At 66.3% G+C, this 12308-nt stretch carries 13 protein-coding genes; 12 read left to right on the top strand and 1 reads right to left on the bottom strand.

Annotated elements, in window-relative coordinates; genetic code table 11:
• Positions 1-42 precede the first annotated feature (42 nt).
• From QM797_RS01765 to QM797_RS01780, 4 genes are all read left to right on the top strand, one after another.
• Positions 43-1338: an ABC transporter substrate-binding protein gene (locus QM797_RS01765; protein WP_283273407.1), complete on the top strand. Its 1296-nt coding sequence runs from the start codon at positions 43-45 to the stop codon at positions 1336-1338.
• A complete protein-coding gene (locus QM797_RS01770; RefSeq protein WP_283273408.1) occupies positions 1335-2255 on the top strand; it encodes a carbohydrate ABC transporter permease in 921 nt (306 codons plus the stop codon). Before QM797_RS01765 ends, QM797_RS01770 begins: the two co-directional genes overlap by 4 nt.
• On the top strand, positions 2252-3091 hold the full coding sequence (locus QM797_RS01775) for a carbohydrate ABC transporter permease (protein ID WP_283273409.1): 840 nt from the start codon (positions 2252-2254) through the stop codon (positions 3089-3091). The genes QM797_RS01770 and QM797_RS01775 overlap by 4 nt, the downstream gene beginning before the upstream one ends.
• 116 nt (positions 3092-3207) lie before the next feature.
• A complete protein-coding gene (locus QM797_RS01780) occupies positions 3208-3975 on the top strand; it encodes an SDR family NAD(P)-dependent oxidoreductase (RefSeq protein ID WP_283273410.1) in 768 nt (255 codons plus the stop codon).
• Positions 3976-4014: 39 nt separating this feature from the next.
• Here QM797_RS01780 and QM797_RS01785 read toward each other — a convergent pair whose 3' ends face one another.
• Positions 4015-5583, bottom strand: coding sequence for a TM0106 family RecB-like putative nuclease (locus QM797_RS01785; protein WP_283275242.1), 1569 nt, complete (start codon positions 5581-5583; stop codon positions 4015-4017).
• A 194-nt stretch (positions 5584-5777) separates the two neighbouring features.
• Here QM797_RS01785 and QM797_RS01790 point away from each other — a divergent pair, with 194 nt between their 5' ends.
• The 8 genes from QM797_RS01790 (at position 5778) to QM797_RS01825 (ending at position 12242) form a co-directional block, all read left to right on the top strand.
• Positions 5778-6428: a DUF6474 family protein gene (locus QM797_RS01790; protein ID WP_269601689.1), complete on the top strand. Its 651-nt coding sequence runs from the start codon at positions 5778-5780 to the stop codon at positions 6426-6428.
• Between the two features lie 13 nt (positions 6429-6441).
• Positions 6442-7008 carry a hypothetical protein gene (locus QM797_RS01795; RefSeq protein WP_283273411.1) on the top strand — a complete coding sequence of 189 codons (567 nt, stop codon included), beginning with the start codon at positions 6442-6444 and terminating at the stop codon, positions 7006-7008.
• A 47-nt stretch (positions 7009-7055) separates the two neighbouring features.
• The gene (locus QM797_RS01800; RefSeq protein WP_283273412.1) at positions 7056-7721 is read left to right on the top strand and encodes a YcnI family copper-binding membrane protein; all 666 of its coding nucleotides are present in this window, start codon (positions 7056-7058) and stop codon (positions 7719-7721) included.
• A gap of 65 nt (positions 7722-7786) precedes the next feature.
• Positions 7787-8275, top strand: a complete 489-nt coding sequence (locus QM797_RS01805; protein ID WP_283275243.1) for a copper resistance CopC family protein — start codon at positions 7787-7789, stop codon at positions 8273-8275.
• Positions 8276-8291: 16 nt separating this feature from the next.
• Positions 8292-9236, top strand: a complete 945-nt coding sequence (locus QM797_RS01810) for a CopD family protein (protein WP_283273413.1) — start codon at positions 8292-8294, stop codon at positions 9234-9236.
• Positions 9237-9271: 35 nt separating this feature from the next.
• Positions 9272-10465 (top strand): DNA cytosine methyltransferase, encoded by a 1194-nt coding sequence (locus QM797_RS01815; RefSeq protein ID WP_283273414.1) that lies wholly within the window; start codon positions 9272-9274, stop codon positions 10463-10465.
• Positions 10449-11309, top strand: a complete 861-nt coding sequence (locus QM797_RS01820) for a GIY-YIG nuclease family protein (RefSeq protein ID WP_283273415.1) — start codon at positions 10449-10451, stop codon at positions 11307-11309. The genes QM797_RS01815 and QM797_RS01820 overlap by 17 nt, the downstream gene beginning before the upstream one ends.
• 18 nt (positions 11310-11327) lie before the next feature.
• Positions 11328-12242, top strand: coding sequence for a LysR family transcriptional regulator (locus QM797_RS01825; RefSeq protein WP_283273416.1), 915 nt, complete (start codon positions 11328-11330; stop codon positions 12240-12242).
• Positions 12243-12308: the final 66 nt, after the last annotated feature.

Genomic DNA, 12308 nt, shown 5'->3' on the forward strand with positions numbered 1-12308 from the left:
GGCGAACCAGTAGGTCTGTACAGCCGCCGAATGGAGCCCGCCATGCCTCTCGATCGTCGATCGTTCCTGATCGGATCCGGTGCCGCCGCGGTGCCGCTGCTGTTGGCCGGGTGCGGCTTCGTCAAGTCCAGCCCGTCGCAGCAGGCCGAGGGCACGCTGACGTTCACCACGTGGGGCACCGACGCCGAGCTGGCCGGCTTCCGAGCCTCGATCAGCGCATTCGAAGCGGCCAATCCCGGGTCGACGATCACCCTCAACGCGGTGCCGTACGAGCAGATGTTCACCAACATCGACGCCCAGCTGCAGGCGGGCAATCCGCCCGACATCTTCCGCGTCCCGTACTACACGTTCGGCGCATATGCCGGCCGCGGCCAACTGCTGGATCTGTCGCCGCTGTTGGCGTCGGACACGCGGGATCAGTTCACGCCGACGGCATGGGCTGCGGTACAGAACGGCGGAATTCCCTACGGCCTGCCGCACCACACCGACACGTCGGCGATTCTGGTCAACCGTAACCTGTTGTCGCAGGCCGGTATCGACTCGGTTCCGACAACTCTGGACGATGCCTGGACGTGGGACGAGCTGTCATCGATCGGGGATCGACTGCGTTCCTCGCTGCCGGCCGACAAGTATCCGTGGGCCTACAACTGGCAGGGCAACGGTGTCACCCGCTGGCTGAGTCTGCTGTTCCAGGCCGGCGGATCGTTCCTGGCAGAGGACCAGAAGACGCCGCTGATCGACTCCGACGAGGCTCGTCGGGCCGTCGAATTCTCGTCGTCCTTCTTCTCGAAGGGCTACGTGCCGGCCAACAACACCATCGCGTCGTCGAGTTACGCCAGCGAAGCGTGGTTCTCGCAGTCGGTGGCGATGGTGTGGTCGGGTGCGTTCCAATTGCCCGACGCCGATGCCACGGCCAGTTTCGATTGGACGGCTACCTTCGCACCACGAGATCGCCGGGGCGGCAGCGACTTCGGCGGCAACGCACTCGTCGCGACGTCGCAGACCTCACAGCCCGAGCTGGCGGCGTCGTTCCTCGAGTTCGTCACCCAGCAAGAGCAGATGCGTAATTTCTGCAAGGCCGCGTCGCTGCTGCCGACACGCACCGATCTGCTCAACTCCGACCTCGAATTCGATATCCGCTCGGAGCTGGCCCCGATCTTCGCGGCGCAGGCGACCACTGTGCAGCCGCAGGATGCGGCCCAGGTGGCATCACCGTCGATGTCGGGCATCATCCCGGTTCTGAAGGAGCAGCTCGATCTCGCGTTCGCGGGCTCGCAAGATGCCGCAGCCACGGTGTCGGCATTGCAGAGTGAGATCGCCGGGGTAACCGGCGCATGACGGTCGCATCGAGCACCAAAGCCGCGGAAACCAAGACAAAGCGCGCCGGGGCCAGGAAAGAGGCGTTCGCGGCCGCGGGATTTCTGGCCCCCAGCTACGCGCTGCTGGCCGTCTTCGTGCTCGTTCCTCTCGTTGCCGCGTTCGTGGTCAGCCTGCAGCAGACGGACGGATTCGGTGCCGGGGAATTCGTCGGTGCAGCCAATTACGCACGGCTGGTGGATGATCCGCTGTTCTGGCGGGCATTGATAAACACGCTGCTGTTCACCGCGCTGGTCACCCCGCTGTCGATGCTGTTCGGTCTGATCGCCGCGGTACTGCTCAATTCCGCGTTGCCTGCCCGTCCGCTGTGGCGCTCGCTGGTGATCCTGCCGATGGCTGTCTCGGGCGTGGCGACCGGACTGATCGGCATTCTGGTGTTCGACCAGAACTCGGGCGTACTCAACAATCTGATCGGTTTCCTCGGGCTGCCTGCCATCGATTGGCAGTCCTCTCCGGGGCCGGCTTTCGCGTCGATCGTCATCGCCACGGTGTGGTGGCGCACCGGGTTGAACATGCTGATCTATCTGGCCGGGCTCCAAGGTCTCGGGCCGGATCTGTACGAGGCCGCCCGGCTGGACGGCGCGAACGCATTCCAACGCTTCCGCAACGTGACGGTGCCGCTGCTGGGTCCCACCTCGTTCTTCCTACTGGTGCTCAACGTCATCTACTCGTTCCAGGTGTTCGATCTGGTCTTCGTCCTCACCGGCGGCGGACCGGGCGGGGCGACGTCGGTGCTGGTCACGTACGCCTACGAGACGGGCTTCGTCACCCGCGATCAGGGTTACGCCGCGTCGATCGGCATGGTGCTCTTCCTGTTCGCACTCACCTTCGCCGCCGCCCAGTGGCGCGCGAGCCGAACGAAGGATCTGGTCGAATGAGCGGGCCGAGAAACGCGTCCGCTCGCCGGGCACTGGTGCTCCGCACCGTGATCATCGCCGTCATCGGCCTGATCACCGTCGCGCCGCTGTACTGGATGCTCGCCGTAGCGTTCTCGACCCGCGGCGAGTTGTTGGGCGGCGGCGAGCTCCGGTTGTGGCCCCGGCAGGTGACGTGGGAGAACTTCACCCGCGTCTTCGACTCGTTCCCGGTCGCGACGTGGCTCGGCAACTCGATCGCCATTGCCGTCGTGGTCACGATCATCACCGTGGTCACGAGTCTGCTGGCGGGATATGCGTTCGCGCACTTGAAGTTCCGATTCTCTACGCCGTTGTTCTTCATCGCGCTGGCTACCTTGGTGCTGCCGGTGCAGGTGATCATGGTGGCGCTGTTCCGCATCGTCGTCGGGCTCGGCCTGTACGGCACGTACTGGGCGGTGATCCTGCCGAGTTCGGCCTCGGCGTTCGGGCTGTTCCTCGCGCGCCAGTTCATGCTCGGCATTCCGCGTGAGCTGCTCGAGGCGGCTCGCCTGGACGGTGCCGGGCACTGGCAGATCTTCCGACGCGTCGTGCTGCCCTTGTCGGGGCCCTTGATCGCCGTCCTCGCCTTCATGAGCCTGCTGCAATCGTGGAACGACTTCGCGTGGCCGCTGATCGCGCTGCGGGAGAACGGGCTGTTCACGCTGCCGATCGGCCTGCTGTACCTGCAGGGCCAGGCGAACAGCGACTACGGTGCCACGATGGCGTTCGCGCTGATCAACGTCGTGCCGATGGCGCTCCTGTTCCTGTTCTTCCAGAAGTACTTCATCGCCGGATTCGCGCGCAGCGGGATCAAGTAGGCCCCCTTCAGGGTGCCTGAGGGTGGGTGAGGTGACCCGCCGGTTATGGTGCAAGCGACTACGAGGTCGCAGCCTGTGCCGTGGCCCGCCACCGTGAGCGAAGGGGATCGTACGACGTGGAGATTTCAGGAACAGCAGCAGTTGTCACCGGTGGGGCGTCCGGCCTCGGAGCGGCAACGGCCGCACGTCTGGCCGCCGCGGGGGTCACCGTGTTCGGCCTCGACCTGCCGCAGTCCATCGAGCGCGCCGGAGACAGCGTCCCGGCCGGGGTGACCCTGCTGCCCGCGGACGTCACCAGCGAAGCCGAGGTCGAGGCCGCACTGGACACCATCGTCGAATCCGGTGTGCCGCTGCGCATCGTCGTCAACTGCGCGGGCGTCGGCTGGGCCGGTCGCATCCTGTCCAAGAAGGGACCGCACGACCTCGAGCTGTTCCGCACCGTCATCACCATCAACCTGCTCGGCACGTTCAACGTGATGCGGCTGGCCGCGAACCGGATGCAGTCGCAGTCGACCGTGGACGAGGCAGGCCAGCGCGGCGTCGTCATCAACACCGCATCGGTGGCCGCGTTCGAGGGCCAGATCGGCCAGATCGCCTACACCGCCTCGAAGGGTGGCGTGCACGCGATGACCATCACCGCGGCCCGCGACCTGGCCCAGGTCGGCATCCGCGTCAACACCATCGCGCCCGGCATCGTCGACACGCCGATGCTGGCCGGCGTTACCGAGGAATACCGTCAGGGTCTCGAGGCGTCGGTGCCGTTCCCGTCGCGCCTGGCTCAGCCCAGCGAGTACGCCCAGCTCGTCCAGATGATCGCCGAGCACGACTACCTCAACGGCGAGACCATCCGTATGGACGGCGCAATCCGCATGGCACCGCGTTAATCACTGCCCCTCCGCGTGGCCCCGCTTCTCCAGGCGGGGTCACGCTCGGGCGCGTAGGTCCGCCACGGTGGGGATTTCCTGCTCGGCGCGGTCGGTCATCCACTCGCGCAACACTTTTGTCGCCAGCACGTCGTCTTCGTTGTAGACGAGTAGCCGCTCGCGTTGGGTGTGATCGGGCTCCGCGTCATAGCCGACGGCTTCTCGGTACCACCCCATCGACGCCTCCCCGCCGGCCTCGTCGTCGCGCCACGCGAACCCCGCCACGGGCGCAATCTTCTTCAGTCCCTTGCCGTTCGGGCAGATGAATTGATCGCTCACGGCCTGATAGACGTCCACCCACTGCTCACTGTCGATGAATTCGCGAATCTGCGCCTCGGTGGGCACCCCGGGGACGTCCGCGAATCGACGGGCCGAATCGAGTAACCACTTGTCCTCGGCTTGACGCGAATAGCAATACGCCGCAAACGTTTTACCGCGTGCAGCCGCATCCGCCCGCGTCGCCATCAACCAGTTCCAGAACACCGCGAACGAGCGGCCCTCGTCGACCGTAGGTAGCGGATCCCAGGTGACGAAGCCCCGATACGTCGGCGGCGGGCCGCCCGCTTCGGTGAGCAACGTGCCCCACAGGTACGCGCCGTGTTCCTGGTAGCTCTCCATGTCGACGTCCACCTCGACGTCGGCGCGGTGCACCGAGACGGTCTCGGAGCGCCGCAACAGGGGTACGTCGGCTCGCCAGGCCAGCGCCGCGGACACCGCGTCGTCGAAGTTTCCGAACGGCCACTCCTCGGGAGCCGGACCGGTCCACTGCGCCAACTCGTCGATGGTGCGCACACCCGCAGCGCGAAGCACGTCTGCCCGCGAACCCGACGCGACGAGTGAGACGTCACGAACGGCGACCAACTGCGGCTTGCAGTCGAACCACCAAGCACACGAACGACATTCACTCACCTGCGAGGGAACGGTGAACGCACTACCCCGGGCCACGGCGAGCCGGTCTGCGAAGCGCGTGTCGTATTCGCCGAGCACCGTTGTCAGATCGTGGACCAGCATGCAGTCGCCGCGGTAGCCCACTGCGCCGCCGACGGGCGCGTTCGTTTCCAATCCCTCGTGGGCCAGCATGCGGTACAGGTGGGCGAGCCGAAGCTGGTCGCGCAACTGGCTGCGCACCTTCCGGGTCTCGTCGACGGCCGGGGCCCAGTGCGTCAGCGGTGTGGTTCGGGCGCCGCGTCCCGGATCGGTGACCTTGTGGTTGACGACGATCACCGGGATGTATCCGCCCGCCGCGTCGCGCACCAGGAGTTCGCTACGGCCACGCCGACCGGTATCGCGCTCGAGAGGCAGCACCGCGTTCCATATCCGCTCGACTCCGGCCCGGCAGGCCGCGACTGTGGCCTCGGCCGCAGCACGAGCCGTCGGCTCGTCGATTTCGGTCCACTCCATCGGATCTTCCACGGCCAACTGCGTGCGGGTGTTCTCGCGGTGCGCCTGCGCTGCTTCCCGGCGCTGGCGGACGCCCGGATTCTCGGGCTCGCCGCGCAGCAACGATCCGTAGGCGGTATCGAGATAGAGCCGATGACGGCAACGCGTCAACGATCCGGCGTCGAGCAGCACAGGAGATGACAGCTCGAGAGATGACACCGAGGCACCTCGTTGACCGTTCACACTTCAAGACACTAGGTCAGCCCTCCGACAGCCTGCACAGATCAGCGCCCGTTAGGCAGGAGTGGAGCCTGCGGAATGACCCGATAGGCTGTGTGAAACGCACCGTTTCCGCCGAGCAGTACATGTCAGGAGCCTTGTCGATGGGTTTGTTCCGTAAGCGTAAGGGTCGTGCCACTCGCAAGGCAGAGGCCAAGGCTCTCAAGCACAAGGCCACTCTGGAAGCGAAGCTCGGCGCGAAGAACGAGCGCAAGCAGTTGAAGTCGATCGCCAAGGCGCAGAGCAAGCTCAGCGCAGTGGAGGCGAAGTCGCAGAAGAATGTCGAGAAGGCGCAGGTGTCGGCGCTACGGGCACAGCAGAAGGCTGCCGCTCAGGGCACGCTGAATGTGGCGCAGATCCGTAAATACCTCGGCATCGCTCGGCTGCTGTTGCCGGTGCTCGCGCCGATCGCCTACCGCGCGGCCACCGTCGTCCGGGGGCAGCTGGACAGCCGCAAGGCGCAACAGATGGGTGTCGCGCCGGATCAGCTCAGTGAGTACACCGGCCACGGTGGCAAGCTCAGTGCCCGCATCGCCGGGGCGGAGAAGTCGCTGAGCACCATCGGTGCGCGCCACTCCGATCCCGAGACCAAGAGTTTCGGGGCCGCCATCAGCGAGCGCCTGGACGATCTGACCACCGCTGTGCGTGCGTCGGAGCAGATGCCGCCCGCTCGCCGCAAGACCGCCCACGCGGCCATCTCCGCAGAGCTCGACGGCATCGAAGCCGATCTTCTGGCCCGCCTCGGCGTGCGCTGACCCCTGACAACCGATGACCGACAGCTCTGCCGCCCCGCTTCGTGGCGGAGCTGTCGGTAGCGTCACCGCGGCGCTCGCGGTGGCCGCGCACGGCATCGCCGGCGGCGGTTATCCCGACGGAGCCGCCCTCGCTATGCTGGTCGTCGTCAGCATCGGTGTCGGTGCCATGACGGCAGTACCGAGACGGTCGACGGTACTGCTCCCGGCCTTGATGGGCGGCCAACTTCTCGCCCACATGGCACTGAGCCTGCGCGACATGTCCGGCATGTCGGGTGGTCCGCTGCACAGCCACTCGCTACTACCCAGCACAGCGATGATTGCCTTCCACGCGGCCGCGTCGGTGGTCGCCGCACTGTTGATCGCCGCCGCCGAACGCCTCTACGGACCGATCACATCCATCGTCCGCGCCGTTCTCGCACTCCTCACTCCCCTGCCCGACGGTTCCGCCGTCGGTCGCGTCCGATTCTCCGTGGCGATGCCGTCGGTGCACGGCACCGCAGTGGACTGGGCCATTTCTCGTCGCGGGCCCCCGATGTCGATCTACTCGTTCCGCGGGCTCCACTCGCGGTCGGCGTACTGACCGACATCCCTTTCCGCACTTCTCTACACAGAAATGACCCAATACCCATGAAGAGCTCTCTTTCCCGTGCCCTGTTCGTCTCCGGGGCCACCGTCGGTGCGTTGCTGATCGGCGCAGGCGCAGCATCGGCACACGTCGTCGTCTCCGCTCCCGACGCCGAGCAGGGCGGCTACTCGGTTCTGACGTTCCGTGTTCCCACCGAGTCCGACACCGCCTCGACCAGTTCGGTCAAGGTCACCCTGCCGGGCCTCAATTCTGCTCGTACGCAGCCCATCCCGGGTTGGACGTCCACCGTCGAGAAGGACTCGGCCGATCTCGCGGTGTCGGTGACGTGGACGGCGAACCCCGGCGCCGAGGTCGGCCCCGGCCAGTTCCAGCAGTTCCTGCTCTCGGCGGGCCCCCTGCCCGAGGAGGAGACCGTCTCGTTCCCGGCCACGCAGACCTACACCGACGGTGAGGTCGTCGAGTGGAACGAGCCCATGGCGCAGGACGGCAGCGAACCCGAATTGCCGGCGCCCACTCTGACTCTCGCCGCGGCCAGCGGCGAAGCGCACGGTGGCGCCGAGTCGGCGACCACCCAGACCGCCGAGGCGTCGACGCAGGCGTCTTCTTCGGACAACACGGCCCGCTGGCTCGCCGGCGTCGGTCTGGTGCTCGGGGCCGTCGGCGCAGGCCTCGGCATCGGCGCAACGATCCGGGCCCGGCGCTCGTGAGGGCGCTGGTCTTTTCTGCGAAGGCACTGGTCTTTTCTGCGAGGGCATTGGTCGTGGCGCTGTTGATGCTGCTGATCGCCGCCCCCATTGCGTCGGCGCACTCGCAGGTCACCGGATACAGCCCGGCCGACGGCTCGTCCCTCGATTCGTCTCCGGCCACGGCCGCGGTGACGTTCAACGAGGTACCGCAGTCGCAGTTCGCCACGCTCAACGTCGTCGGACCCGACGGCAACATCTGGTCGAAGGGCGACGCCCGCATCGAGGGCCAGAGTGTCGTCGTCGATGTCGGCGAGCTGGGACCGACCGGCGATTACACCCTGGCCTATCGCATCACCTCGGCCGACGGTCATCCGGTGAGCGGCACTGCGACGTTCACGCTGACTCAGGAGGGTTCGGGAACGCCCGGGGCACCGGCCGACGCGTCGGGCACCTCGGGAGAGTCCGAGGACGGGTTCCTCGGCGGCTACGGGCACATCGTGCTCATCGTCGTTGCGGTTCTGGCCTTCGCAGGCGCGTTGGGGTTCGCCCTGCGTAAGCCGAAGACCAGGAAGTAGGACCGACGTGGCTGCGGTGAGCGAGAGAAGCGTTCGGCTCGTGCTCGCCGCCGCAGCCGCGTCGTTGGTGGGGGTCGCGGCCGCGTTCGCGTTGGCGTACCCCACCTTTCCCGGCGGGTCGTCGTGGCTGCGGGTGGTCGCGGTGGCTTCGGGTTCGGTGGTGTTGGGGTTCGGCGTTCTCGCTGTCATGGACGGCAATTCCGATTCCCGACGCCCCGCCGTGGACTCGCTGGTGATGTGGCGTGCGATCGGCTACCTGTCGGGCCTGTGGGCGGTTGCCGAGTTCGTTCTGCTCATCGCAGCCGCTGCAGATTCTGCCGGTCGCACTCCGTTGACGTTGTCGCCGAGCGCATTCACCTCGTTCGCGGCCGAGATCTCCGTCGGTCGACTGGGAACGGCGACGGTGCTTCTTGCGCTCGCCCTGTGCGCCATCGGAGTGGCCGGCTATCGACGCGAGGCAGACTGGTCTCCGATTCCGGTGATCGTGTTGGCGTCCCTCGCCCTGGTCGCGCGCCCGATCACCGGCCACATGTCTCAGTTTGCGTTCGGCTCCGTTGCCGTTGCGGTGCATGTGTTGTTCGCATCGGTGTGGCTCGGCGTTCTCGGTGCGATGGCGCTGAGTCTGCGGAGCAAGTCCGCCTGGGCGACGCTGCTGCCGGTCTACTCCAGGATTGCCTTCTGGTGCGTACTCGCAGTCGCCGGCACCGGCGTGCTGGACGCGGTCCTCAAGCTGGACAACATCGCCGCAGCGGTCGAGACCGGTTACGGCCGAATCGTTCTCGCCAAGGTTTTGATCACCGCGATCCTCGTCGCGGTGGCCCACCGAATCCGCCGGACGTGGTTGCCCAGCGCCGCCGCGCACCGATCCACCGCGGAGCACTCACTGGGCCGGGCAGCATCGCATGTGTGCCTGCTGGCGGTTGCATTCGGCTTGGCTGCGGCGCTGGCAACAACGGCATAAGCAAGTCTGTCGGGGGTCTGTACTAGCCTGAGTGCATGCCGAAGTTGACTGTGGTGCCGAGTGGTTCTTCGGCGTCCTCGGTCGACGGTATCCCCACGGTCGCAGAGTTCTTCGCCGGCATCGGTCTCGTCCGAATGGGCCTGGAGCAGGCCGGCTTCGAGGTGTCGTGGGCCAACGACATCGAGCGTGACAAGCACCAGATGTATCGCCAGCACTTCGGTGACGATGCGGGCCATTTTCAGCTCGGTGATGTCGCTGCCACTCGCGGTCACGATCTGCCCGAGGGCTTGTCGTTGGCATGGGCATCGTTTCCGTGCACGGATCTGTCGCTGGCCGGTGGCCGGGCCGGTCTCGCGGGCAAGAACTCGTCGACCTTCCGACATTTCACCCGGGTGCTCGGTGAGCTCGGTGACGCGCGCCCGGAGGTGGTCGCGCTCGAGAACGTCGTCGGCTTGGCCACCAGTCACGGAGGAGACGATCTGGCTGCGGCAGTCCGGGAGCTCAACGAACTCGGTTACTCGGTGGATGTGTTGACCATCGATGCTCGACGCTTCGTCCCGCAGTCACGTCCGCGCCTGTTCTTGATCGGTGCGCAGAATCCGCCCGAGGATGCCCGCGATCCCAACAGTGAACTGCGGCCCGATTGGCTGCAGGCGGTGTACGGCGATTCGACGTTGCTGACGCATCGAGCACCGCTACCGAGTCCACCGATTCCGTTGACCAGTGGTCTCGGTGATGTGGTCGAGCGTATGGACTACCGAGACTCGCGGTGGTGGGATGCCGCCCGCACTGCAGCGTTCGTGCAGTCGTTGTCGCCGATTCAGTTGCAGCGCGTCGACATTCTGAAGAAGGCCCGCAAGGTCAGTTACCGCACCGCCTACCGTCGTACTCGTAACGGCGTTGCGGTGTGGGAGGCGCGACCCGACGACATCTCCGGCTGCTTGCGTACCGCCCGCGGCGGCTCCTCGAAGCAGGCCGTCGTCAAGATGGGGAACGGCCGCTTGCAGGTGCGTTGGATGACGCCGGTGGAGTACGCCCGCCTGATGGGTGCCGGCGACTACACGCTCGATGGCCTGCGAAACAATCAGGCGCTCTTCGGTTTCGGCGACGCGGTGTGCGTTCCCGTGGTCGCGTGGCTCGCCGAGCACTACCTGATGCCGCTTGTTACCGGATCTCTTGTGAGCTCGACTGCCCTGAATTCTGCTGCGGTACATGTCCAGTCACGGTAAGTCCTCACTGCGCGCGTCGGCCGTCGCGCCACGAAAGAGCACCCTGCCCGCGGACGACGTGCAGTCCTTTCGCACCGCTCTGCGAGAAGTGCTGAGCGAGAGGGACGATCAGGGTCGAGTGTGGTCGGCAGCCAAGTGGGGCGTGTACGCGTTCTACGATTACGACGGCGAACCGATCTATGTGGGACAGACCAAAGAGAAGCTCAGTGTCCGAGTGCAACGACATCTGACCAACCAGCGAACCGACGCCGTCGCGATGCGGGTGCTCGATGTGTTCGAGGTCGCGGAGATCGAGATCTGGCCACTGTGGCAGTACGAGGACCTCAAGAAGTCCGATGGCGCAGAGCAATTCCGCGCTGCGGAGCAAGATCTCAATGCCCACGAGTACACGGCCTACCTCGAGGCCATCGACAGATCGCGACACAAAGCAATCCTCAACGAGAAGATTCCGCCGGTCTCGCAGCCCATCGCACTCCCCGCGTCGCTGCGCCGGTCGTTGATCTCCGAACAGACGCGTCGCGAGCGCGGGCACCCCGACATCCGTATCGCGCGCCGCGCCGAGACCATTTCACGCTTGGCCGCCGTCACTCGTGAACGTGGAGAGGTCTCCGAGGGCCTGCGACGCGTCCTCGTCGTGCAGGCGGTGCGGCTGGCGTACCTGTCGGCCGAGCGACTCGCCTTCGTCGAGGGCCATCCGATCCCCGATCCCGCAGCCATCGACGTCACCGCGCTGGTGGGCTCGGTGCTGCACGAGCGTAGCGATCCTGACGACCCCGAGGACACAGTAGAGATAGAGGACACCACCGAACCCGACGGCGAGCTGGACCTGTTCAGCGAGTACTGACGAAAGTAGGCTCGCCCTGTGCCGCTTCCCCCTCACGTTGCCGATCTCACCAGCATCGATCTGTTGCTGTCGGTGGCCGAGCTCGGCAGTATCGGGCGAGCGGGTCGAGCTCACGGCATGTCGCAGCCGGCGGCCAGTTCCCGCATCCGTGCGCTGGAGCGTCGTGTCGGCGCGCCATTACTGAAACGGGGCGCACGCGGAACGGTGCTGACCGAGTTCGGCGAGCTCGTCGCAAGTTGGGCAGCGCCGGTCGTCCGGTCGGCAGAAGACTTGGCGACGGCGATCGCCGCGCTGCATGCCGAACGCATCGGCCACGTGCAGATCGCTGCGAGTCAGACTGTCGCTGAATATCTTCTGCCACGCTGGCTGGTCACGCTGCATGCGCGTCTGCCGCACATCGTGCCGACGCTGAGTTCGGGTAACTCCACGGTGGTCGCCGAGAAGGTGTTGGCGGGCGACGCGAGCATCGGTTTCATCGAAAGCCCCAGCATCCCAACATCTTTGGATCATATGACCGTGGCCACCGACGAGTTGGTACTCGTAGTGCCGCCGGGTCACGCGTGGGTCGGGGCCCCACCGTCGGCCGCTGAGATCGTCGCCACCGCACTCGTCACCCGAGAGACGGGCTCGGGCACGCGCTCGGCCTACGAAAATGCCTTGGCAGCAGCGGGACTCGGACAACCGACGGCGCCGCTCCTCGAGGTCTCGTCGACGACGGCGATCAAGTCGGCCGTTGCCGCGGGAATCGGCGGTGCCGTTCTCAGCTCACTGGCTGTTGCACCCGAGCTGGCCGCCGGCACCCTGATCCAGGTGCCGATCCCAGGGCTGACGCTGCGCCGAGAGCTGATGGCCATCTGGCCGTCCGGTCGTATCCCGACCGGACCGGCCGCAGAGTTGCTCACCGTGGCGGCGAAGACTCACCTGCAGCCATAGCTCTGGGTTATGGCTGCCGGCCGAACTGCTGCCTACCGAGCGGGCACGGCACCGCGCAGGCTGAAG

This window comes from Rhodococcus sp. IEGM 1381 (genome assembly GCF_030056795.1).
GTDB lineage: Bacteria > Actinomycetota > Actinomycetes > Mycobacteriales > Mycobacteriaceae > Rhodococcoides.